We start from the raw sequence: 24,225 nt of genomic DNA on the forward strand, positions 1-24,225 counted from the left end.
TACCGGTGGGATGTGCTATGCGAAGCCTGGAAACGGGTGAAAGCGAATAAGGGAGCTGCGGGAGTAGATGCTGTGACACTCGCTGAAATCGAGAAACAAGGAGTGACGAGATTTCTCAAAAGCTGTGAGCGAGAACTGAAAGAAGGCAGCTACCATCCGCCGCCGGTACGGCGGCACTACATCCCGAAGAAAGACGGGAAGCCAAGACCGCTAGGCATCCCCACCGTGCGAGACCGAGTGGTGCAGATGGCAACCAAACTGGTGATTGAACCCATCTTTGAAGCCGATTTTAAAGAAGTCTCCTTCGGATTTCGTCCGAAACGAAGTGCCAAAGGAGCGCTGGAGCGAATCCGGAAGGCCTGCAATCGCAAAGGAAATTGGGTAGTCGACGTCGATATCCAAGGCTACTTCGACAATATGAATCAAGAGAAGCTTATGAAGTTGGTACAGATGCGTATCAATGACAGGCGGGTTTTGAAGCTCATACGGAAGTGGCTGGGGGCGGGAGTGATGGAAGAAGGAAACGTACGGCGCTCCGATTTAGGTACACCCCAAGGTGGCGTTATCTCTCCACTGCTGGCGAATATCTATTTGAACTACTTTGACCGGTTATGGGGGAAACACGGGAGTAAGTTGGGAGAACTGACGAGGTATGCAGACGACTTTGTTGTGGTCTGTAAAACCAAAAAGGATGCGGAACATGCATATGAACTCATCCGCAGAATTCTGGAACGTCTGGAATTAACCTTACACCCGACCAAAACCCGCATTGTGGGCATGTGGACAGGAGACGAGGGCTTCGACTTCTTAGGAATGCACCACCGAAAAACGAAAGCAGAAACCTCTCAAGGGAGGGTGTACTATACCACCCAGCAGTGGCTAACGAAGAAGACAGAGGAACGTATCCGAGGCGTGGTCAAAGACAGATTAGCACCGCCCGGCATGCGCTGGAAATCGTTTGAGGAACATGTGGAATGGCTCAATCCAAAGATACAGGGATGGAGAAATTATTACTACACGAACTACAGCCAAAAGAGGTTAGCGAAGCTGGATTGGTATATTTTGCAGCGATTCACCCGGTGGTATGCAAAGAAGAGACAACGCAGGAATTGGAAAAGTTCCATGTCTGAGATGAAGCATATTGCCCAAATGCATGGACTTAAAACGCTATTGTAATCTGCATGCCCATGAATGACGAACATCGGAAAGCCGTATGAGGGAAAACCTCACGTACGGTTTGATGAGGAGGGGCTGGCGAGCCAGCCCTTTACTCTAGCGTGCCCAGAGGCACGCATTATCTAGCCCAACTGATTTGAATGGAATCCCAGACTCGGCAGTGAGGTTGTAAGAGTTTGCTTTGCATTTTATCGGCATATCGGGCATAAGGACAGTTTAGAAACGGCTCCTCTGTTTAATTATAAGCTTATAATCCAGATACAGAGGAGAGGAATCCATGACATATGACTGTATTATTGTCGGCGGAGGAATTGCCGGACTGCAAGCCGCGATTCAGCTTGGGAGATATTCGGCTTACCGTGTACTTGTCATCAACTCCGGGCGTGGACGTTCCGGCTTATGCCGCAGCTACCATAACCTGCTAGGCTGGCCGGACGGCGTATCAGGTGGCGAACTGCGCCGGATAGGCAAAAGCCAGGCAGAAGGATATGGAGTCCAATTTATAGAGGACAAAGTAATTGGTGCGGAGCGGGATGGGGAGCACCTCCGCCTTACGGGGAACAGCGGGGCGGTATATACCTGTAAGACGCTGCTGCTAGCAACCGGAGTTATGGACCGGTTCCCTCCTTTGACCGGACTGGAGGTTACTTTAGGGCGCAGCGTTTACGTCTGCCCTGATTGCGACGGGTATGAAATTGAAGGCCGCAAAACGGTGGTGCTGGGTGCGGGAGATGCCGGCGCTGCAATGGCGTTTATTTTAAGAGACCGAACGGAGAAGTTAACCTATATCAATCATGAACGGACGCCGATTTCGCCGGAAAATCTGCAGCGTCTGAAGGAACAGCAGATCCGTCTCATTGAAACGCCGATTGTTTCTATAGAAGAGCAGAACGACGGAATGATTAAAGCCGTGCGTCTGACTGATGGACAAAGTTTTGCAGTAGAAAGGGGATTTATCGCCTTTGGCGGCAATCCGGTTTATTCCGAACTGGCCGACCAGCTTGGGGCCAAGCTGCATCATAACCGCCACGTGGAAGCCAACCCGCGTTCCATGATGACCAGTGTGGACAATGTGTGGGTGGCAGGCGATCTGGGCGTTCATGCCGAGCAGGCTACAGTGGCTATGGGCGAAGGGGCGATTGCAGCCATCTGGATTCACAAAACGCTGAAGCAGTGGGAGAACCGGCCAGCTTGGCGGGGGCTTCAGAACAAGTGACGACAGGTAGCCGCATGATCCGACCAAATATGATAAAATAGTCGAAAAAGGACAAAAGATGGTGGAGAACTGTGACGATGGATACCGAAACTTTGCGCCGGAAACTGGAACAGCTTACGGGAAGACAGACGGGTATCAAGCAGTTAGGCAAACAGCAGTCCGCCTCCCTGTTCGGGAGTGATTGGGAAACCAAGGAAGAGCCAGTTGTGTATGAAGGACAGCTGGCTATCCCCCTTTTTCAAGCGGAGGGGAAAATCACCGTTTTATTAATGGATATGCAAGGGCTTACGGAAGTAGAGATCCGGTTGATCCGGTTTGCGGCATCGGGGCACGCAGCATCGCTGGCACTAACCGGAATTAAGGAAGAAGGGGAAGCGGAGGCCGCCCAATTGAAGCAGTGGCTGCAGCTGCAGCTGGAGCAGGAAAGGGAGAATGCTGAAATTCCCGATGAGCTTCCTATTAAAAGCCGGCTTTTTTCGGAAATGATTCCCTTCCTCCTGGTAAGCGAAAATGTACATACTCAACATATGACTTACGCCGCGTTAATGAAGCTGTTGCGCAGCTACTTTGACCGGGAAGTGCTGCTTATTCCCCTTCAGGACAAAGAATGGCTGATACTCGCCCGAAAAGAGCTGCTCACCGGAGGAGATGAAAAGGAAGAAGGCGAAGACAGCGATCAGGAGCTGTTGGCACAGACAGGGATGGGACTGCAGGAACTGATTGCAAGCGAGTGGGTTGGCGTGTTTCATCTCGCCGCTGCACAGGAAATTGTACCGGTTAAGGGGCTGCCGGGAACGGTTAATCTGCTTCGCGAGACGATTACGCTGGGGCGGATCTTCCAAGTTGGCTCCTACATTCATCTCCCATGGGATCTCCATCTGGAGCGCTTAGTCAACAGTATTCCGGACGCCAAACGCGGACCGCTGCTCCACCAGATTGGCGATTTCTCCGCCGTGTTCGGGGACAAGGAAATGCTGCTGACGCTGGAGACGTTTTTTGAGATGGACTGTAATGTCAGCGAAACGGCTAAGAAGCTGTATATCCACCGCAATACGCTGCTTTACCGGCTGGATAAAATCAAGCAGGAGACCGGCGCTGATGTCCGGAGCTTTGGGGATGCGGCTATTGTGAAGCTGACCATGCTATTGTATAAATTGACGAAAAGGAAATAGGTTTTTTGTGAACGTTACAAATAGTCAGGGACTGACTGCTAGTGTAAGATAGGACTATAAGTTATTCATTCGATTCTACCAAACGATTCGAGGAGGAACATACAATGGCAGGCGTACGTTTAGAGCACATTTACAAAAAATACCCGGGTTCCGATAAAGCAACCGTCGTTGATATTAATCTTGATATTAAAGACCGTGAGTTTCTGGTACTGGTAGGACCTTCCGGCTGCGGTAAGTCCACAACACTGCGTATGATCGCAGGTCTTGAAGAAATCTCCGAAGGCAAACTGTACATTGGCGACCGCGTCGTAAACGACGTAGCACCTAAAGACCGCGATATCGCGATGGTGTTCCAGTCCTACGCCCTGTACCCGCACATGAGCGTGTATCAGAACATGGCATTTGGTCTGAAACTCCGCAAAGTAAAGAAAGACGAGATCGACAAGAAAGTACGCGAAGCTGCCAAAATCCTCGACATCGAGCATTTGCTTGAGCGCAAACCGAAAGCCCTTTCCGGTGGTCAACGTCAGCGGGTCGCACTCGGACGCGCCATTGTCCGCGATCCTCAAGTCTTCCTGATGGACGAACCGCTCTCCAACTTGGACGCCAAGCTGCGCGGTCAAATGCGCGCTGAAATCACGAAGCTGGTTAAGCGCCTCGAAACCACTTGTATCTACGTAACGCATGACCAGACGGAAGCCATGACGATGGGCGACCGTATCGTAGTTATGCAGGACGGCATCATTCAACAAGCCGCTTCCCCGGAAGAGCTGTACAACAACCCGGAAAACCTGTTTGTTGCAGGTTTCATCGGATCGCCGACAATGAACTTCGTCAACGGTACGCTGGCTGAAGTTAACGGTTCCGTTCGCTTCCGCGCCGAGAATCTGGATGTTGAAGTACCAGGCGGCAAAGCACAAACTATCAAGAGCAAAGGCTTCATCGGTAAAGAAGTCATCATGGGCGTACGTCCTGAAGACATTCATGAAGAGCCGGTATTCCTGGAAGCTTCCCCGAACACGATCTTTACCGCACTGGTAGACGTTACGGAGAACCTGGGTCACGAAATGCTGCTGTACCTGAGCGGCCTTGGCAAAGACACCGTCATTGCCCGTGTAGACGGACGTTCGACAACCCGCGAAGGCAGCAAGCCGAAGCTGGCAATCGACATGAACAAAGTCCACTTCTTCGACAAAGAATCCGAACTGAACATTCTGCTCGGATAATTCATAGCAGTAAGCATTTTCGAAAAGCCGCCTGACAGGCGGCTTTTTTTGACATATAAACAGGTATACAGCAGTGAATTAACTTTAACGCCTAAATTTGCTCTGAGGACACAGCTGAAAACTTGGGGCTTTTTCAGGTTTGACTGCGGCTTGGGAACCAGGCCCGGCGATTGCAATCATAGGCGATTTCCATTAAGATAGCAGGAGAATTACATACGGAAGCAGTGCACCATCAAGCAACAACAGCGCTTGCGGCTTGCGGCAAATACCGCTGGGGATGAAAGGAAGAAATGAGATGGCCAAAAAGGTTAGAGTAGCAGAACTGGTACAGCATTTTCAACTGGAGGTTATCTCCGGCAGGGAAGGACTCAAACGTAACGTAACAGTGGATGACTTGAACCGTCCGGGTCTTGAAATGGCCGGTTACTTTGAATATTATGCGGAAGACCGGGTGCAGCTGCTCGGCAAAACCGAGCTGGCATTTTACTCCATGCTGCCCGAAGAGGACCGGAAGGACCGGATGCGGCGCATCTGCGACGACAAGACGCCATGTATCGTCGTCACCCGCGGACTGGATGTACCGCATGAACTGATTGAGGTCAGCAACGAGAAGCAGCTGCCTATATTGCGCACATCGATGGCGACAACTATTTTTTCGAGCCGTTTGACCAGCTTTCTTGAAGGCCGGCTGGCTCCGACCGCAACCATTCATGGCGTATTGTGTGATGTGTATGGGGTAGGGATGCTGATCACAGGCAGCAGCGGCATCGGCAAAAGTGAAACAGCACTGGAACTCGTCAAACGCGGCCACCGGTTGATCGCAGACGATGCGGTGGAGATTCGCCAGACTTCCGATAATCAGCTGCATGGCACGGCACCCGAGCTGATTCGCCATCTGTTGGAGATCCGCGGTGTCGGAATTATCAACGTCATGACGCTGTTTGGTGCAGGCGCTATCCGTAACCACAAACGGATTACGCTGGTTGTACGCCTCGAAGCCTGGCAGCAGGACAAACAATACGACCGGCTTGGTCTGGATGAGGAAACCACCCGCATTATTGATACCGATATTCCACTCGTCACGATTCCAGTACGTCCCGGCCGTAACCTGGCCGTAATCATTGAAGTGGCGGCTATGAATTACAGACTGAAGCAGATGGGCTACAATGCAGCGCTTCAGTTCACCAACAAATTAACGGCGACCATTTCCGAAGACATGGACGATCTGGACTAGGAGGGTATAACGAATGTTTCCATTGGCACTGGACCCGATTGCTTTTTCGATCGGGGCGTTAAAGGTTCACTGGTATGGACTCATACTCGGCTTGGGCGCACTGGTCGGGCTGCTGTTAGCAATAAGGGAAGGTAAGCGGTTTGGCATTTCCCAAGAGTTTTTTATGGATCTGCTGCTGCTTGGAGTACCGTCGGCAATCGTAGGCGCGCGGATTTATTTCGTAGCCTTCAAATGGGACGATTACAAGGATAATCTGATCGACGTATTTAAGATTTGGAACGGCGGCATCGCCATATACGGAGCTTTGATCGGCGCCATTATATGCGCAATCATTTATGTAAGATATAAGGGCTACCGCTTCTGGCGGATTGCCGACATTTGTGCGCCTTCGCTGCTCGCGGGACAAATGATCGGACGCTGGGGCAATTTTGTCAATCAGGAAGCATACGGCGGTGTAGTAGAGGAGACTTTCCTGCGGAATAAGCTGCATCTGCCCGACTTTATTGTCAATCAAATGTACATAGGGGATGCTTTCCACCATCCGACCTTCCTGTATGAATCCCTATGGAGTCTCGTAGGTATTCTGCTGCTGATGGTGCTGCGCCGTCAGAAGTTTTTGCGGGCAGGCGAGTTGTTTTTCTCCTACTTCATCTGGTATTCCATCGGACGGTTCTTTATTGAGGCACTGCGGACGGACAGCCTTGCGTTTCAAGGAAGTACAGGTGTAGCGTCACTTATGGACGCTTTATGGAGTCCGATGACCTGGCTTGGTTTCGAGCAGGGCTACCTGGACCCCAACTACGGCAATATCCGGAGCTCGCAGCTGCTTGCGCTGCTCATTATTTTGGCGGCTGTTGTATTCATTGTAGTAAGACGGGTGACCGGACGCGCAGCAGAACGTTATCTGGATCCGATTGTATCCACCAAGGCGCCGCGTGAAATTGGCCAGGACACTGAACGCCATGTTTCCCAGCCGGTACAGCCGGAATTAAATTCACAACCACAGCCAAACACAGAGGAAGCTGTTCGGCAGGAAGAGACAGAGAAAAAGGAGTAGTCCCTCATCATGATCAACTGCATTCTGTTTGACCTGGACGGAACAATTGTCGATACAAACGAGCTGATCATCAGCTCGTTTACGTATGCGCTGCAGCAGCACGCCCTGCCGGTTCTTACCCGGGAGGAGATGATTCCTCATATGGGGACCACGCTTCAGCATCAGATGAGAGTTTTTTCCGGTCTGGAGGATGTGAGCGGGCTGGAGCTGTCCTACCGCGCGTTTAATGTGGAGCATCACGATGCGCTCGTCCGTTCCTTCCCCCGGGTGAATGAAACGCTGGACAAGCTGCGGGAACAAGGAATCCGTATGGGCGTTGTCACCACTAAAATCCGGCCGACCACGATTAAAGCGCTGGAACGGTTCGATCTGCTGCAGTATATGGAAGTGATTGTGACTGTAAACGATGTGGAGCATCCCAAACCGCATCCGGAGCCGGTGCAGACCGCAATCCGGCAGCTGCAGGCCGATCCGGCTCGCACGCTGATGGTTGGAGACAGTGCGGTGGATATCCAATCGGCGCAGGCTGCGGGGGTGAAGTCGGCGGCCGTTGCCTGGTCGCTGAAGGGTGAAGCTGTTCTGCGGGCATACCATCCCGACTATGTCATCCACGATATGACCGATCTGCTCGGAATCGTGGCACAGGAGAAGAGCGAACGGTGAGAAAAGTGACCCGGTACCCGGTGGAAGGCCACAATTCCTTATGGTATATCTATCGGACGGTGAGTCCGTGGAAAGGCGTAAAGAACTTTATTTTCATTCAGCTTGCCCGGTATTGCCCAATTCTGCCGCTTAAGAATTGGATCTACCGGCATATGCTTGGAATGAAGGTGGGCCGGCATACGGCATTTGGATTGATGGCGATGGTGGATGTGTTTTTTCCGGAAAAAATCACTATCGGTGAAAATTCGATTATCGGCTATAACACCACAATTCTGGCGCATGAGTATCTGATCAAGGAATACCGGCTGGGTGAGGTCATCATTGGCGATCATGTGCTGATCGGTGCCAATACCACCATTTTGCCGGGCGTAACTATCGGCGACGGGGCGGTGGTAGCGGCGGGGTCCGTCGTTCACAAGGATGTCGAGGCCGGCACATTTGTTGGCGGGAATCCGTTGCGTCTGCTGAGACGCCTGGAAGAGGAAGTACCGGAAGAGCTGTAGGAAGCTGAAGCGGATGGAGCGGGATACTCAATAAACCATCCGTTTGCTGCTTGCCGCAGTGCTGCCGGACTGTACGAAGCTGTTCAGGAGGGACTTATACATGGCACAAAAGGAGCGCATCCCGGAGCTGGATATTTTCCGAGCCATTGCCATTTTGGCGGTGCTTGCGATTCACGCCACTTCGCGGACCCTGACGGAAAGTCTGGATACCTCCCTGTTTCATCCGTTTTTATATATCAACAAATTCAGCCAGTTTGCCGTCCCCACCTTTGTATTTCTAAGCGGATTCGTCTTGTTCTACAATTATATCGACAAGCCGCTAACGGGGAAGACGCTGGGCAAGTTCTACTTGAAACGTCTGACGTATATCGTAATTCCTTACTTGATCTTTTCAGTGCTGTATCTTGTACTTAAGCTGTGGGCGGCCCATCAATGGAACCTCCCGCCGGCTGAAATTGCAGCGAAGTTATGGAAGTATGTCTACACGGGAACAGCTTACACGCACTTATATTACGTCATCATTATTATTCAGTTTTATGTGCTTTTTCCGCTTTTTCTATGGTGCCTGCAAAAAAGCCGCACGCTTGCGATGCTGTCGCCGCTGATCGGACTTGGTCTGCAGTGGGGATTTATCGTGCTGAATAAACATATGACGCTGCAGGGCCATTGGAACCTGTCCAAAGGCAGCTTGGCCATCACGTATTTCTCGTATTTCCTATTGGGCGCAGCACTGGCTGTATATTTTCCGAAGCTGAAGCAATGGCTTGCTCCCAGCCTGGAGGGCTGGAAGTCAGGCAAAGGGGCTGTCTGGATTCCGGTATGGCTGCTGTGGCTTGGTGCGGGTATCGTGCATGTGGAACTGTGGTATAACTATTATGCGCGCAAAATCTCCGTAAACAGCTTATGGTACGAAGCTGCCGCCAATGCGCACGCTTTGCTGTCCTGCATTGTGCTGTTCCAGCTGTCCTATCTGCTGTATCGTCCCGTTCGCGGCCGGCTGTCGGCCATGCTGGTGTCGATCGGCGCTTGTTCGTTCGGCATCTACCTGATCCACCCCGCCTTCCTGCACGTGTACCGGAGCTGGGCCCCTCAAGGGGGAACTCCTGCCGTCTACGCCGCACTCATCGCAGGCGGCATGGCGGTGGCGCTGCTGGGATCATGGCTGATAGTTGCGGCCGCCTTCCGCTTCCTGCCGGGAGCTTGGGTTCTGTTCGGCTCCGTGCCGAAGCGCCCTGCCGCTATCCGGCAGTCGGAGTCTTCCGGCCGATCGTTTTCCTAAGTAGGGGACGGACCGGCATTACATTGAAAGTTCGACACACGCCTTCTATGAGAAGGCGTTTTTTTGTAACAGCAGCCGAGGAATTATCACGAATTAACGCTGTAAATTGTTAAATTGACGCCACTGAAGGTTCATGGTACGATGAGTCAAATCCTTTAGTTTGCTACCACTTTACCAAAGTGAAGCAATACGCGAAATTATACTCTATTATTATGATCGGCGGCTTGCCAGCTCCACTCGAATCCATGCACAGCCGCACAACTAGCGATGAGGTGAACCGATCCCTATGTCCAAACCAAAAGGCTTTGAAAAACCGGGCGGTGTCCGCGATTATCTGCCGCGCGCCGTGAGCCGGCTGCGCCGGATCGAAACCGATGTGCTCGATTGCATGAGCCGATGGGGGTACCGGCAGATCATTACGCCGACGCTGGAATTTTACGATACGGTGGGCGTGGCGAGCTCTACGTCGGACCAGAAGTTGTATAAATTGCTTAACAACCGGGGGCAGGCCCTGGTTCTTCGATCAGAGATGACGGCGCCGGTAGCGCGGGTTGTCTCGTCGCTCCTCAAAGACGTGCCGCTGCCCCTGCGTCTGTCCTATCATGCGAATGTATTCCGGGCTATCGAGGAAGAGGCAGGCCGGGAAGCGGAGTTTTTTCAGACCGGTGTAGAGCTGGTAGGGGATGCCACGCCGGAGGCGGATGCCGAGGTGGTTGCCCTTGCGATCGCTTCTCTGCAGGCGGCGGGGGTTAAGGAATTCAAAATCGCCATGGGCCATGTGGGCTTTCTGAACGGGTTATTCCAAGAGGCGCTGCCCGGTCTTCCGGGGGCGCAAGAAGAGTTGAAGCGGCATCTGCTCAGCCGCGATTATGTCGCCTACCGCGAGAGCCTGCTGGAGCTCAACCTGCCGGAAGCGCAGCGTGAAGAGATGATGGGTCTTTTGCGCCTGCGGGGAGGCAAAGAGGTGTGCAGCCAGGCGCTGGAGCTAAGCCGGCATCCGCTGGCTACCGCTTCTATGGATCATCTGTGCAAAGTGTGGGAGGTCCTAGAGGCGTACGGCGTATCCGCCCAAGTACTGATCGATTTGACGATGATCGGCGACTTTACATATTATACGGGCATGACTTTTGAGGGGTACGCATCCGGCATCGCGTTCCCGGTATGCAGCGGGGGGCGGTATGACAACCTGCTGCAGCAGTTTGGCCGCCCGGTGGCCGCTACCGGCTTTTCGCTGAAGACCAACCGTATTCTGGACGGCCTGGAGGAACCCTCAGCCGTAGAGACGCGGCCCGTCCTTGTTCAGTATGATGGACTGCGCCGCAGAGAGGGGCTGCAGGAAGCCGCAAGACTGCGGCAGGAAGGCCGCCAGGTCATTACCGCGCTTGTCCAAGGGCCAGAGGAGCTGCGAACTCCCGCCGGACATTCCGAGAAGGGCGGAAGCAGAACGGAAGAACGGTTTGAGGAGATTCATACTTTTGTATCGTTTGCCGAATGGCTTGGTTAATAGAGGAACGGAAGCGTTACAACGGATAAAGGAGGGGAATTTATGGCACAAATTTTAAAGGTGGCCATGCCAAAAGGGCGGATTTATCATAAGGCGGCCGAGCTGTTCCGCGAAGCGGGCCTGCCGATTCCGCCAGACGGGGACACTTCGCGCAAACTGGTTGTTCCCTTGCCCGAAGCGGGCATGGAATTTATCCTCGCCAAGCCGGTGGATGTGCCGACGTACGTGGAATACGGTGTTGCCGATATCGGCATTGTCGGGAAAGACGTGCTGCTGGAAGAAAACCGGGACGTGTATGAGCTGCTTGATTTGGGCATTGCCCGCTGCCGCATGTCGATTATCGGGCTGCCCGATTGGCAGCCTGGCATTCAGCAGCGGGTGGCAACCAAATATCCGAACGTTGCGTCCCGTTATTTTCGTGAACAAGGGCAGCAGGTGGAGGTCATTAAACTGAACGGGTCCATCGAGCTGGCGCCGCTGATCGGTCTTGCCGACCGGATCGTTGATATGGTGGAAACAGGACAAACGCTGCGGGATAATGGACTTGTGGAGCTGACCAGCATTTTTGAGATTACAAGCCGGCTGGTGGCGAACCGGGTCAGCTACCGGATGAAAAACGATGAAATCCAGCGGCTCTGCGACCGGCTGCAGCAGGTCATAGGGACCGGGGTTCAATAAAGGCACGGTTGATAGGGAAAGGGGAGGCAGGATGTGAAGATTCTATCCGGTTCGGAGTTTCAACTAAAGCGGGATGTGGAATATGGCTCCAAGGAGCAGAATGAGGCCGTAAAACAAATTGTGGCCGACATCAAAAGCGAAGGCGACGCTGCGCTGCTGCGGTATACCGAGCGTTTTGACGGCGTGGAGCTGGATGCGGCCGCGCTGCGGGTTACGCAGGAGGAATTGACCGAGGCTTACGGCCGGGTGGAGGACTCGTTTGTCGAGGCGATCCGGGCGGCGGCCGAGCGCATCCGCGCGTTTCACGGAAAGCAGAAGCGGAACTCCTGGATGGATTTGCAGCCTGACGGAACTTTGCTGGGCCAAATTATCCGTCCGCTGAAGCGGGTCGGCGTATATGTGCCGGGCGGCAAGGCGGCTTACCCTTCTTCCGTGTTGATGAATGTGATTCCGGCGCAGATTGCCGGCGTACCGGAGATTGTGATGGTGACTCCGCCGGCAACGGGCGGACGGGAAGGCATCGATCCTTATATTCTCGTCGCGGCTGCAGAAGCGGGCGTGCACGAGATTTACCGGGTTGGCGGCGCACAGGCGGTTGCGGCGCTCGCTTACGGCACCGAGAGCATTGCGCCGGTAGACAAAATTTGCGGACCAGGCAATATTTACGTCGCCTTGGCCAAACGCGAAGTATACGGGGCGGTCGACATTGACAGCATAGCGGGACCTAGCGAGATTGTAGTGCTGGCGGACGAAACGGCCGAGCCGACTTATGTGGCGGCCGACCTGCTGTCCCAGGCCGAACATGACGAGATGGCTTCCGCGATTCTCGTCACCACGTCCCGGGTGCTTGCGGACAGTGTGGCCGCCGAGGTAGAGCGGCAGCTGCAGGAGCTGCCCCGGCAGGCGATTGCGCGGGCATCGATCGATAACTACGGCGCCATCATCGTAGCGGAGTCGCTGGATGAAGGGATCAGCGTGGTGAACAAGCTGGCGCCTGAGCATCTTGAGATCGTAACAAGCGACCCGATGGGGCTTACGGGCCGGATTGAAAACGCCGGCGCCATCTTCCTCGGGCCGTACAGCTCGGAGCCGGTTGGTGATTATTTTGCCGGACCCAACCATATTATCCCGACCAACGGCACGGCGAGGTTCGCTTCGCCGGTTGATGTGGACGATTTTATCAAGAAGTCCAGCCTGATTTATTACAGCCGGGAAGCGCTGTTGGCGAACGGACGGACGATTATCGAATTGGCCCGCCGGGAAGGGCTCGATGGACATGCACGGGCAATTGAGCTTCGTCTGGAACAGGAAGAGAAAGGTGGAGGCGCAAATGGAAAATAATGAACAGCAGGTGAACCGTCAAGCTGGTCTCAGCCGGACGACAAATGAAACGGATATTACGCTGTCTTTGGCGGTCGACGGCAGCGGAGCGGCGGAACTGGAAACTGATGTGCCGTTCCTGAATCATATGCTCGACCTGTTTGCTAAACACGGGCAATTTGATCTGTCGGTCAAAGCCCGCGGCGATATCGATATCGACGATCATCACACGGTAGAAGATATCGGCATCTGCCTCGGCCAGGCGCTGCGTGATGCGCTTGGCGACAAGCGGGGAATCAAGCGGTATGCGAACGTTTTTGTGCCGATGGATGAGTCGCTGGCCCAGGTCGTTATTGATATTAGCAACCGGCCGCATTTTGAATACCGGGCCTCCTACCCCTCCCAGCAGGTGGGCAGCTTCTCAACCGAACTGGTGCAGGAGTTTCTTTGGAAATTTGCGCTGGAGGCGCGCATCACGCTGCATGTTATTGTCCACTATGGCAGCAACACCCATCATATGATCGAAGCGGTGTTCAAGGCACTTGGGCGGGCGCTCGACGAAGCCACCGGAATTGATCCGCGTGTGCAGGGCGTCCCTTCGACCAAAGGAGTGCTGTAGCATGACCGTTGCCATCGTCGATTACGGCATGGGCAATCTTCACAGCGTAAGCAAGGCGGTAGAGCGGCTGGGATACAACTGCCTGGTAACGGGTGACCGTGAACAGATTATGGCCGCCGAAAGCATCATTTTGCCGGGCGTCGGCGCGTTTGGCGACGCAATGCGCGAGCTGCGGCGCAGCGGCTTGGACGAGGTAGTCAAGGAAGCGGCCGCCGCCGGCCGGCCGATGCTTGGCATCTGCCTCGGCATGCAGCTGCTGTTCGAGACCGGAGAGGAGCACGGCAAGCACGAAGGCCTGGGCCTGCTGCCGGGCTCGGTCGTCCGGTTCGAGCCGCGGGACGGCTACAAAGTTCCGCATATGGGCTGGAACCGGCTGGAGTTCGTGCAGCCGGAGCATCCGCTTTTGGCGGAGCAGGAGGAAGGCCATGTCTACTTCGTACACTCTTACCACGCGCTTGCTGACGCAAAGGACCTGCTGGCGGTGACCGATTACGGGCATCCCGTTACGGCCATCGTCGGGCGGGACCGGGTGTTCGGCATGCAGTTCCACCCCGAGAAAAGCGGGGAACTGGGCATCCGGCTGCTCGGACGGTTCCTCAGTCTGTGGTCCGGCGGTCAGGCGGAGCAGGCTTGACGGAAAACCGGGAAGGCGTCAAATGCACCAAAAGAAGCTTAATCAAGGAAAGCGGGGAGCGACATGTCTTCTTTTATTGTATACCCGGCCATCGACATCCGGGACGGAAAATGCGTCAGACTGCAGCAGGGAGACTACAATCAGGAAACAGTTTATAACGACAGCCCGCTAGCTGCGGCCAAAGATTGGGAACGGCAGGGCGGCGAGTACATCCATTTGGTTGATCTTGACGGCGCAAAGGCGGGCCGGCCGGTTAACGACGGCGTAATCGGGGAGATCGCCGCTGGCGTGCAGGTGCCGGTCCAGGTTGGCGGCGGGCTTCGGACGCTGGAGGATGTGGAGAAGCTGCTTGGCTTGGGCGTCAGCCGGGTTATTATCGGCACGGCTGCCATCAACGACTGCGATTTCACGGAGCGGGTGCTGGGACTATACGGCGACAAAGTGGCAATTGGCATCGACGCGCGGGACGGCTATGTGGCGACGCATGGCTGGCTTAACACTTCGGAGGTGCGAGCGGAGGCGCTGGTGCAGGAATTGGCGGCCAAGGGAGCGCAGACGTTTATTTTTACCGACATTTCCAGAGACGGGATGCTGCAGGGACCTAATGTGGACGGCATTGTATCGCTGGCAAAAAGCAGCGGCAAAACGGTCATCGCTTCCGGCGGCGTAACCAACACGGAGGATCTGCTGCGCCTGTCGGCTTACGCGGACAGCGGCGTTGGCGGAGCGATTGTGGGCAAAGCGCTGTACACGGGAAGCATCAGCCTGGCCGATGCGCTTGAGCGGCTCAAAAAGGCATAAGACGCCGAATCGGGGCACGAGATCGTATGATGAGTATAGGGTATAAAGGGGAGAGACAGGAATGCTGGCCAAACGTATTATCCCGTGTCTGGACGTAAAAGACGGCCGGGTAGTCAAAGGAGTAAACTTCGTCAACCTGCGCGACGCGGGCGACCCGGTTGAGCTTGCCGCACTGTATGACCGGGAGGGTGCCGACGAGCTTGTGTTCCTCGACATCTCCGCTTCGGTGGAAGGACGGGCGACGATGGAGGAAGTGGTCCGCCAGACGGCCGGGGAGATTGCCATTCCCTTTACGGTCGGCGGCGGCATTTCCACAACCGACGATATGAAGCAAATCCTCCGTGCCGGCGCCGACAAAACCGGCATTAATACGGCGGCGGTGCTGAACCCGCAGCTGATTTCCGACGGGGCCCGAATTTTTGGCTCCCAGTGCATCGTGGTGGCCATTGACGCCCGCTATAATGAAGGCTGGGGGGAGTGGGAAGTCTACACCCACGGCGGCCGCAAGCGGTCCGGTATCCGGGCGTTGGAGTGGGCTGTGGAGGCGGAGCGCAGGGGGGCCGGCGAAATCCTGCTGACGAGCATGGATGCGGACGGCACAAAAGACGGCTTTGACCTGAAGCTGACCGCGGCAGTCAGCGGGCGGGTTGGCATCCCGGTCATCGCGTCGGGCGGCGCGGGAACGAAAGAGCATTTTTACGACGTGTTTACCGCAGGCCAGGCTGACGCGGGGCTTGCGGCGACTATTTTTCACTATAAGGAAATCGCAATCGGAGATCTGAAAGCGGATTTGAAACGGAAAGGGGTGGAGATCCGGTGAGCGAAACGGAAATAATGCAGCGGATCAAATGGAATGAAGCGGGGCTGCTCCCCGCCATTATCCAAGATGCGGACAGCCTTGAAGTGCTGATGTTCGCCTATATGAATGAGGAGTCGCTGAAACGTACGCTGGAAAGCGGGGAAACGTGGTTCTGGAGCCGCTCGCGGGGCGAGCTGTGGCATAAAGGGGCAACGTCTGGCAACATCCAGACCGTCGTGTCCATTCACTATGACTGTGACAACGACAGCTTGCTGGTCAAAGTCAATCCAAAAGGCCCGGCATGCCACACGGGAGAGCGGTCGTGCTTCTACCGGGAGCTTCCGTTTGGGAAGCCGGGTCATGCGGACACCGGCTCAGCGGCGGTTTCTTCAGCCGGGGAAAATCCGGCGGATGCGGCGCAGCCGTACGGGGACCGTTTTGCGGTGCTTGGCGAGTTGGAGCAGGTGATTGCCGAGCGGGAACAGGAGCGTCCGGAAGGCGCGTATACAACCTATTTGTTCGACAAAGGGATCGATAAGATTCTGAAGAAGGTCGGCGAGGAGACGGCAGAGACTATTATCGCAGCCAAAAATAAAGACAACGCCGAGCTCCGCCTGGAGGTCAGCGATTTGATCTACCACCTGCTGGTGCTGCTGCAGGAGCGGAAGCTGCCGCTGGACGACATCATGGCGGAGCTCAGCGCCCGGCATGAACGCCCGCGCCGGGATTAAACCGGCCTCCTGCCCGCTTCGGCGGGCGGGGGTTGGGCGCCGGCTGACGAAGGTTAGAGAGCCGGCGCGACGGGTGATGGAGCCAGCGGACGGAGAACGGAAACCGGCGGGGACGTCAGAGCGCCGGCACAGGCACCGGCGGAGACTGGCACCGGTAGAGGCCGGAACTGCAGGCAGATTCATTCGCAGGCAGATCCGGCAACGATTTTGGAGCACGCGAACAGGAGGCCACTTATATGCTTATTGATTATCATACGCATCACGAGCGCTGCGGGCATGCCGTCGGGACGCTTGAGGAATATGTGCGGCAGGGGATCCGGATTGGCCTGAAGCAGCTTGGGCTGTCGGATCACCTGCCGCTGATTCATGTTAATCCGGCGGAATATTATCCGGAGATGGCAATGCCGCTTGAGGAGCTCCCGCGGTATGTGGAGGAATGTCTGGAGCTGAAGGAGCGCTACAAGGGGCAAATTGAGCTGCGTCTGGGGCTGGAAGCCGACTATATCGAAGGATATGAGGATCGGATTCGCGCCATTTTGGAACCGTATCCTTGGGACTATCTGATTGGCTCGGTGCATTTTTTGGGCGAATGGGACATTACCGATCACCGGCAGGTGCATGGCTGGGAAGGCAAAGACCCCCTTGAGGTATACCGGCAGTATTACCAGGCCGTACGGCAATCGGCAGCATCGGGGATTTATGATATTATAGGACATATGGATGTGATCAAACGTTTCGGTTACGGTCCGGACACAGAGGAAGGGCGGGCCGAAGTACGGGAGCTTGAGCGCGGGGCGCTCCGGCAAATTGCCGAAGCGGGAATCGCAATGGAGCTTAACGCTTCTGGACTCAGCAAACCCTGCGCAGAGATGTTCCCTTCGCGTCCGGTATTGGAGGAGGCGCTTCGCCTGGGCATCCCGCTGACGCTTGGATCCGACGCCCACGATCCCCTGAAGCTGGGGGATGGTTTGGCCGAAGCAAGACAGCTGCTGTGGGACGTTGGATTCCGCGAGGTCGTTACCTTTGCAGGGAGACGCCGGACCTCCGTTCCGCTTGTGGTTTAACGGAGCGGCTGAAGTCTACTTGCCGGGATAAAGTGAGCGGGTTGGGCAGGCGTTGCGATGTCCTGCCGCGCCGTTGTCCCGCAGTTTTTTCAGCACATAAGGACCGGACCGGGTCTGCCTAAGGCAGACAGCCAGTCCTGCAGGCGCTCTTACGCAGGCAGTGGAAAGGCACACCCAGAATAATAATCCAATATTATCAGGAGGGTATCATGCAGCACCAATTACGTATTTTTTCCGGTTCGTCGAATCCCAAGCTCGCCGCCGACATCGCGTCCAGGCTGGGGCTGGAGCTGGGCCGAATCAAGCTGACCCGTTTTAAGAGCGGCGAGATCTATGTTCACTACGAGGAAAGCATCCGGAACTGCGACGTGTTTTTGCTGCAATCCCTTTCCCATCCGATTAACGAGCTGTTCGTGGAGCTGCTGGTCATGATTGATGCGGCCAAGCGCGCGTCGGCGCGGACGGTGAACATTGTCGTTCCCTATTACGGTTATGCGCGGCAGGAGCGGAAGTCCGCTCCAAGAGAACCGATTTCGGCAAAAATGGTGGCAGACGTCCTGACCACCGCCGGTGCGACACGGGTCATTACGATTGACCTGCATGCAGCGGCTATCCAAGGTTTTTTCAATATTCCGGTCGATCATCTGACTGCTCTAGACTTAATCAGCGGTTATCTGAAGGTACAGGGTCTGGATAATATGGTCGTCGTCTCCCCGGACGCCGGACGCGCATCGATGGCCGAAAAGCTGGCGAGCCGTCTCGATTCGCCGTTCGCCATCATGATCAAAAAGCGCCCCGCTCATAACGAATCGGTCATTACGCACGTCATCGGCGATGTCGAGGGCAGAACGCCGATCATCATCGAGGACCTGATCGACACGGGGACAACGATTGTAAACGTGGTAGAGGGGCTGAAGGAGCGCGGTGCAGCCAACAGCATCGTGTGCGCCACCCATGGACTGTTTTCGGGCCCGGCGCTGGAGAGACTGGATCATCCGGGAATCGACGAGGTGGTTGTCACGGACTCGATTGCGCTGCCGGAGAACCACTCGGACCGGTTCAAGGTGCTGTCGGTCGCTCCAATGCTGGCCCAGGCTATCCGCATTATTACCGAAGGCGGGTCGATCGACCGCCTGTTTACGGACGCAGGAATCTAATTCCTGCGTCTTCTTTATGCCCGCTCCCCCTGAAATGGGGAATCTCCTATCTACTTGTGGTATACTGTGTGAAGACAATCGAGTTCGGGTATTTCTATCCGGCTCAAGGTTTGGAGAATCGGTTTGCCGCATGGCACCGCCTCCTGTTTTCATAAGGAGATGCAAGTAGACAAGGAGGTGCCTTGCTCCCAATGATAGAATCCACTCCATCCCTGAACGGGGAGAATAACAAAGTCATTCCCGTTCATTTGGATGCCAATTTTTTCTTCGAACGCGCCGTCCGTTCCATGGACCGCTTCCAATATGAGAAAGCGCTGAAGAATTTCCGCAAGGCTGTGGAATATGAACCGGACAATCCGGTGAATCACTGCAATATGGCGGGTATATTATCAGAGATGGGTGACTATGAAGCGTCTAACAACGTGTTGTCCCATGTCCTGGAGCATATTAACCCGGCAATGACGGAATGCCACTTCTACATGGCTAACAATTACGCCAATATGGAAAGCTATGAAGAAGCGGAACAGGCCCTGGTGAAATATCTCGAGGAGGATCCCGAAGGGGATTATCTCGCGGAAGCCGAGGAATTGATGGATTTGCTGTATCACGAATTGAACCGCCCCGCTCCTTTACGGCACATTCGCAGCCGCGAGGGAGTCGTCGAGCATGACCGCGCCCGGACACTGCTTGAGGAAGGGAAGTTCGCCCAGGCCATAGCGCTGCTGGAGGAGATTATCGCCAAGACTCCGGATTTTCTTGCTGCATATAACAATTTGGCGCTGGCGTATTATTATCAAGGGCGTTTCGGCAAGGCGAAGGAATATACTTCACAAGCACTGGAGCTGGAGCCGGGCAATCTGCATGCGCTCTGCAACATGGCGATTTTTCTTCATTACGAAGGCGGTCCGGAAGCAGCCGCTTCTCTGCGGCAGACGCTGGAGGGAACGGTGCCGTTTCATGAAGAGCATGTGTTTAAGCTTGCGACCACAATGGGCATTCTCGGCAGCCACCGGGCAGCCTTCAGCCATTTCCGCCGCCTGCTGAAGAACAGCCGGTCCGGCGGAGACGCCGAGCTGCGCCACTACTGCGCCGCAGCCGCAAGCAACAGCGGCCTGTATGCCGAGGCTTTGCGCTGCTGGGCCGAAGCATGCAAGCTGGACCCCGATTCTTCGGTGCCGCGGTTTTACCTGGAGCAGCTGCGGCAGACGCTGGCTGAAGGTGCAAGCTTCCCGACGGTAAGCTATAACTATCAGCTGCCCTTTGAGGAGCGGCTTAAACGGTGGCGCAATGCGGACGAAGGCTTCAGCGAGGAATTAGCGCGCGACCCGCTCCTTCGGGCTTCGTTTTTCTGGGCGCTCCGCTACGGCGGAGAGACGGTAAAACGCCAAATTCTACAGGCTGTAAAGGCGCTCGCGGACCCGGAGCTTGCCGACGAACTCCATCTGATGGCGAAACAGGCGGAAACCTAAGCCAATCCGGCTGGACCGGTGTTTGCGCCTGCGAAACCACAGGTAATAAGTAAGGAAAATCCATGTGAGGAGGCCACCGCTATGTATAAAACGATTGTAATCGGAACAGGCCCTGCCGGGCTGACTGCCGCCATTTATTTGGCGCGTGCCAATTTGAACCCCTTGGTCATTGAGGGACTTCAGCCGGGCGGGCAGCTCACGACCACAACCGAAGTGGAGAATTTCCCGGGATTTCCCGAAGGCATCATGGGACCGGATTTGATGGACAACATGCGTAAGCAGGCGGAGCGCTTCGGCGCAGAGTTCCGCAACGGCTGGGTGGAGTCGGTCGATTTTTCCCAGCGGCCGTTTAAGATTACCGTGGATGGAATGGGCGTGCTGGAGGCGGAGTCGGTAATTATTTCGACCGGCGCTTCCGCCAAGTACCTGGGGATTCCCGGGGAGCAGGAGAATGTGGGACGCGGCGTCAGCACGTGCGCGACCTGCGACGGCTTCTTTTTCCGCGGCAAAAAAATCATCGTTATTGGCGGCGGCGACTCCGCCATGGAGGAAGCCAGCTTCCTGACGCGGTTCGCTTCCGAGGTGACGCTGGTGCACCGCCGTTCGGAGCTGCGCGCTTCGAAGATCATGCAGGACCGCGCCCGCGGCAACAGCAAAATCTCCTGGGCGCTGAACCGGACTCCGCTGGAAGTGACAACCGAAGCCAGCGCCGTCAAAGGGCTGAAGGTGCGCAACAACGAGACGGGTGCCGAAGAGCTGCTCGAGGCGGACGGTATCTTCGTCGCCATCGGGCATACGCCGAATACCGGCTTCCTTGGCGGACAAATTACCACCGACGCGAACGGATACATTGTGGTCCGTCCTGGAACGACGGAGACAAACATTCCCGGCGTATTCGCCTGCGGAGACGTGCAGGATACCCGGTACCGCCAGGCGATTTCCGCCGCGGGCACTGGCTGTATGGCCGCTATGGACGCCGAGAAATACCTGGAAGGGTCGATGGTCCACGACTGGAGCGAGACGCTGGATAAATAATTTTGTGCCACATCCTAAGGCCTTATGCCGGAGCGACCGGTGTAAGGCTTTTTTGCTCATAAAAAAAGAGGCTGTGGAAAAAGTCCTTGCACAAGAAAAAGAAAGCGTTACAATAGAGGAGTGAAATGTTAACGTGAACATTATTGGGGGCATAAAAGCGTCCGATTCATCTCTGGAATTACTTAGATTTATTCGAGTTTAGGGCATGATGGCTAACTTTATGTTCACGTGAAACCCGCTGGTCCAATCGAAGACCATCCAAAGGAGCCGAGGAAATGAAAAAGAAGTTCATGGACGAAAATTTCTTGCTGTCGACTGAAACCGCCATCAAGCTGTATCATGAGCATGCCAAGGATATGCCAATTATCGACTACCACTGCCATTTGAGCCCCAAAGAAATTTTTGAGAACAAGGCGTTCAAGAACATCACTGAAGCCTGGCTGTACGGGGACCATTACAAATGGAGAGTCATGCGCGCAAATGGGGTAGAGGAGAAATATATCACCGGTGACGCGGACGATTACGATAAATTTCTGGCCTGGGCCCGCACGGTGCCGATGCTGATCGGGAACCCGCTGTACCACTGGACGCACCTGGAGCTGCAGCGCTATTTCGGGGTATACGACCTGCTGAATGAACAAAATGCGCCAAAAATCTGGGAGGAAGTCAACCGTCAGCTGCAGGCGGGCGGTCTCGGGGCACGGGATCTCATTATAAAATCGAATGTAAAAGTTGTCTGCACAACCGACGACCCTGCCGACAATCTGGAGTATCATACCCAAATCCGCAAGCTGGAAGGGTTCGACGCCAAAGTTGTCCCCGGCTTCCGTCCGGATAAAGCGCTGGAGATCAATCGCGCCACCTTCCAGCCTTGGGTGAAATCGCTGGCTGAGGCGGCTGGAGCGGAGGTCGCCGGTTATCAGCAATTTTTGAACGCACTGGAGAGCCGCGTACGGTTCTTCCACAAAAATGGCGGACGTGTGTCCGACCATGCCCTGGATGAAGTTATGTATGAAGAAGCAACCTTTGAGGAAGCTGCGGCGATTTTCGCCAAAGGTCTTGCGGGCGAGCAGGTGACCCGGCAGGAAGAGAAGAAATATAAAGGATACACCCTCGTTTTCCTGGGCAAGCTGTACGCCGAGCTGGATTGGGTGATGCAGTTCCATATTCACGCGCTGCGGAACAACAATGCGCTGATGATGAAGCGGCTGGGGCCGGATACCGGCTATGACGCAATTAACGACGGAGATATCGCAGCTCCGCTGGCCGGGCTGCTGGGCGCGCTAGAGAATGACAGCGCGCTGCCGAAGACCATTTTATATTCACTCAACCCGAACGACTACCATGCGCTTGCTACCATCATGGGCTGTTTCCAAGGCGGCGGCGTACCAGGCAAAATGCAGTTCGGCACCGCCTGGTGGTTCAACGATCACCGGAACGGCATGCTGGAGCAGATGCAGCTGCTCGGCAATGTCGGTGTACTCAGCCGGTTTGTCGGCATGCTGACCGACTCCCGCAGCTTCCTCTCTTATACCCGTCATGAGTATTTCCGCAGAATTTTGTGCGATCTGCTCGGAAAATGGGTGGAGAACGGTGAAGCGCCGGATGATATGGAGCTAATGGGATCGATGGTCGAAGCGATCAGTTACCATAATGCGCGTGAATATTTCCAATTCGACGCCATCACTTACGAAGATTGATTAGAAGCTGATAAAGGAGAGGCATTCCATGGCACCTACTATTAAAGATATCGCCAAGCTGGCGAATGTCTCTCATACGACGGTATCGCGGGCACTGAATAACAGCCCCCGCATCCGGGAGAACACCCGGCGCAAGATTATGGAGATCGCGCAGCAGATCGGTTACATTCCGAACTATAACGCCAAAAGTCTGGTGATGCAGCGTTCTTACACGATCGGATTGTTTTTTACCAGCATTGCCAAAGGGACGTCCGCCAGCTTCTTTTCCGACACGATCCGGGGAGTCAACCGCATGGTTGATGTCGGCTACAACCTGTTCGTCCGGGGAATCGACGATTATGAGGAATACTCCGCGATCAACCGGAAACGGTTCGACGGCATTGTGCTGATGAGCCAAAGCGAGGCCGACAACCGGTTTATCTACCATGTGCTTGGCCAGGACATCCCGCTTGTGGTGCTGAACCGCCAGGTGGAGGATGACGCGGTGGTCAATATTATTCCGAACGACCGGGAGGGCGCCTATACGGCGTGCCGGCATTTGATTGAGCATGGGCATACGGATATTGCGCTTATCGAAGGGATGGAGGAGTACAAGTCAACCCAGGAACGCAGGGAGGGATTCGTCCAGTGCATGATCGACCACAAGCTGCCGGTTCGGGGGCAATACATGGTCAAAGGCCGGTACGATGTCCAAAGCGGCTATGAGGCGATGAACCAATTGCTGGAGTTAAGCGCGCCGCCGACTGCTGTGTTTTGTTCAAATGACGATATGGCGATCGGGGCGATGAAAAGCGCTTTTGGCCGCGGCCTGCAAATCCCGCGCGATTTGTCGCTGATCGGTTTCGACGACATCGGGTTCTCCTCTTACACCAATCCCGCCTTAACCACAGTGAAGCGTCCCATTGAGCAGATCAGCCGGGAAGGTGCACGCAAGCTGCTGAGTCTGATCGGCCAGCCGCAGCCGGCCGGGGAACGGGTTTTTGTCCGGACTGAGCTGGTATCCAGGGAGTCTGTCGCTCTTCGGGACCGGGGATAACATCCGCAGGCGGCATGGCCCTTTACAGAGTCTATTCTTTTTTATAACTGCTTCCGTTTATAAGTTGTGTTGTGCTGAGAGTCCGCCTTGAGCGGGCTCTTTTTGTATGGAAGGATTATTGCATTTTTAGCGGGGAGATTTAAGCGCTTTGT

23 protein-coding genes are annotated in these 24,225 nt (G+C 55.1%); all 23 read left to right on the forward strand.

Annotation, left to right across the window (positions count from 1 at the left end; genetic code table 11):
• Positions 1 to 1,176 (forward strand): group II intron reverse transcriptase/maturase (gene ltrA, locus ACE6ED_RS05795; RefSeq protein WP_410826155.1); only part of this gene is annotated, 1,176 nt, incomplete at its 5' end.
• A 277-nt stretch (positions 1,177 to 1,453) separates the two neighbouring features.
• Complete coding sequence (locus tag ACE6ED_RS05800; RefSeq protein WP_410826156.1) at positions 1,454 to 2,392, forward strand: NAD(P)/FAD-dependent oxidoreductase; 939 nt, start codon at positions 1,454 to 1,456, stop codon at positions 2,390 to 2,392.
• Between the two features lie 77 nt (positions 2,393 to 2,469).
• Positions 2,470 to 3,564, forward strand: coding sequence for a PucR family transcriptional regulator (locus ACE6ED_RS05805; RefSeq protein ID WP_410826157.1), 1,095 nt, complete (start codon positions 2,470 to 2,472; stop codon positions 3,562 to 3,564).
• 104 nt (positions 3,565 to 3,668) lie between these two features.
• The gene (locus ACE6ED_RS05810) at positions 3,669 to 4,790 is read left to right on the forward strand and encodes an ABC transporter ATP-binding protein (protein ID WP_410826158.1); all 1,122 of its coding nucleotides are present in this window, start codon (positions 3,669 to 3,671) and stop codon (positions 4,788 to 4,790) included.
• Between the two features lie 295 nt (positions 4,791 to 5,085).
• The gene (hprK, locus tag ACE6ED_RS05815) at positions 5,086 to 6,024 is read left to right on the forward strand and encodes an HPr(Ser) kinase/phosphatase (RefSeq protein WP_410826159.1); all 939 of its coding nucleotides are present in this window, start codon (positions 5,086 to 5,088) and stop codon (positions 6,022 to 6,024) included.
• A gap of 13 nt (positions 6,025 to 6,037) precedes the next feature.
• Positions 6,038 to 7,081 (forward strand): prolipoprotein diacylglyceryl transferase, encoded by a 1,044-nt coding sequence (lgt, locus tag ACE6ED_RS05820; protein ID WP_410826160.1) that lies wholly within the window; start codon positions 6,038 to 6,040, stop codon positions 7,079 to 7,081.
• A 9-nt stretch (positions 7,082 to 7,090) separates the two neighbouring features.
• A complete protein-coding gene (gene ppaX, locus ACE6ED_RS05825) occupies positions 7,091 to 7,744 on the forward strand; it encodes a pyrophosphatase PpaX (RefSeq protein WP_410826161.1) in 654 nt (217 codons plus the stop codon).
• Complete coding sequence (locus tag ACE6ED_RS05830) at positions 7,741 to 8,247, forward strand: acyltransferase (RefSeq protein ID WP_410826162.1); 507 nt, start codon at positions 7,741 to 7,743, stop codon at positions 8,245 to 8,247. Before ppaX ends, ACE6ED_RS05830 begins: the two co-directional genes overlap by 4 nt.
• Positions 8,248 to 8,347: 100 nt before the next feature.
• Positions 8,348 to 9,526: an acyltransferase gene (locus ACE6ED_RS05835; protein ID WP_410826163.1), complete on the forward strand. Its 1,179-nt coding sequence runs from the start codon at positions 8,348 to 8,350 to the stop codon at positions 9,524 to 9,526.
• Positions 9,527 to 9,812: 286 nt separating this feature from the next.
• A complete protein-coding gene (locus ACE6ED_RS05840; RefSeq protein WP_410826164.1) occupies positions 9,813 to 11,030 on the forward strand; it encodes an ATP phosphoribosyltransferase regulatory subunit in 1,218 nt (405 codons plus the stop codon).
• Between the two features lie 42 nt (positions 11,031 to 11,072).
• Positions 11,073 to 11,708 (forward strand): ATP phosphoribosyltransferase, encoded by a 636-nt coding sequence (gene hisG, locus ACE6ED_RS05845; protein ID WP_410826165.1) that lies wholly within the window; start codon positions 11,073 to 11,075, stop codon positions 11,706 to 11,708.
• 33 nt (positions 11,709 to 11,741) lie between these two features.
• A complete protein-coding gene (hisD, locus tag ACE6ED_RS05850; protein ID WP_410826166.1) occupies positions 11,742 to 13,049 on the forward strand; it encodes a histidinol dehydrogenase in 1,308 nt (435 codons plus the stop codon).
• Positions 13,039 to 13,647, forward strand: a complete 609-nt coding sequence (hisB, locus tag ACE6ED_RS05855; RefSeq protein ID WP_410826167.1) for an imidazoleglycerol-phosphate dehydratase HisB — start codon at positions 13,039 to 13,041, stop codon at positions 13,645 to 13,647. The genes hisD and hisB overlap by 11 nt, the downstream gene beginning before the upstream one ends.
• A 1-nt stretch (position 13,648) precedes the next feature.
• Positions 13,649 to 14,281 (forward strand): imidazole glycerol phosphate synthase subunit HisH, encoded by a 633-nt coding sequence (hisH, locus tag ACE6ED_RS05860; RefSeq protein WP_410826168.1) that lies wholly within the window; start codon positions 13,649 to 13,651, stop codon positions 14,279 to 14,281.
• A 63-nt stretch (positions 14,282 to 14,344) separates the two neighbouring features.
• Positions 14,345 to 15,082: a 1-(5-phosphoribosyl)-5-[(5-phosphoribosylamino)methylideneamino]imidazole-4-carboxamide isomerase gene (hisA, locus tag ACE6ED_RS05865; RefSeq protein WP_410826169.1), complete on the forward strand. Its 738-nt coding sequence runs from the start codon at positions 14,345 to 14,347 to the stop codon at positions 15,080 to 15,082.
• Between the two features lie 61 nt (positions 15,083 to 15,143).
• Positions 15,144 to 15,902, forward strand: a complete 759-nt coding sequence (gene hisF / locus ACE6ED_RS05870; protein ID WP_410826170.1) for an imidazole glycerol phosphate synthase subunit HisF — start codon at positions 15,144 to 15,146, stop codon at positions 15,900 to 15,902.
• A gap of 14 nt (positions 15,903 to 15,916) precedes the next feature.
• Positions 15,917 to 16,612: a bifunctional phosphoribosyl-AMP cyclohydrolase/phosphoribosyl-ATP diphosphatase HisIE gene (gene hisIE / locus ACE6ED_RS05875; protein WP_410826330.1), complete on the forward strand. Its 696-nt coding sequence runs from the start codon at positions 15,917 to 15,919 to the stop codon at positions 16,610 to 16,612.
• A 236-nt stretch (positions 16,613 to 16,848) separates the two neighbouring features.
• Positions 16,849 to 17,676, forward strand: coding sequence for a histidinol-phosphatase HisJ (gene hisJ, locus ACE6ED_RS05880; RefSeq protein WP_410826171.1), 828 nt, complete (start codon positions 16,849 to 16,851; stop codon positions 17,674 to 17,676).
• Positions 17,677 to 17,885: 209 nt separating this feature from the next.
• Positions 17,886 to 18,833 carry a ribose-phosphate diphosphokinase gene (locus ACE6ED_RS05885; RefSeq protein WP_410826172.1) on the forward strand — a complete coding sequence of 316 codons (948 nt, stop codon included), beginning with the start codon at positions 17,886 to 17,888 and terminating at the stop codon, positions 18,831 to 18,833.
• A 191-nt stretch (positions 18,834 to 19,024) separates the two neighbouring features.
• On the forward strand, positions 19,025 to 20,302 hold the full coding sequence (locus tag ACE6ED_RS05890; protein ID WP_410826173.1) for a tetratricopeptide repeat protein: 1,278 nt from the start codon (positions 19,025 to 19,027) through the stop codon (positions 20,300 to 20,302).
• A gap of 81 nt (positions 20,303 to 20,383) precedes the next feature.
• Complete coding sequence (gene trxB / locus ACE6ED_RS05895) at positions 20,384 to 21,337, forward strand: thioredoxin-disulfide reductase (protein WP_410826174.1); 954 nt, start codon at positions 20,384 to 20,386, stop codon at positions 21,335 to 21,337.
• A 275-nt stretch (positions 21,338 to 21,612) separates the two neighbouring features.
• Positions 21,613 to 23,037, forward strand: a complete 1,425-nt coding sequence (uxaC, locus tag ACE6ED_RS05900; protein ID WP_410826175.1) for a glucuronate isomerase — start codon at positions 21,613 to 21,615, stop codon at positions 23,035 to 23,037.
• Between the two features lie 28 nt (positions 23,038 to 23,065).
• Entirely contained in the window at positions 23,066 to 24,073 is a 1,008-nt protein-coding gene (locus ACE6ED_RS05905) for a LacI family DNA-binding transcriptional regulator (protein WP_410826176.1), read from the forward strand.
• Positions 24,074 to 24,225: the final 152 nt, after the last annotated feature.

The sequence above is a fragment of the Paenibacillus nanchangensis genome (genome assembly GCF_046543445.1).
Lineage (GTDB): Bacteria > Bacillota > Bacilli > Paenibacillales > Paenibacillaceae > Paenibacillus_AQ > Paenibacillus_AQ nanchangensis.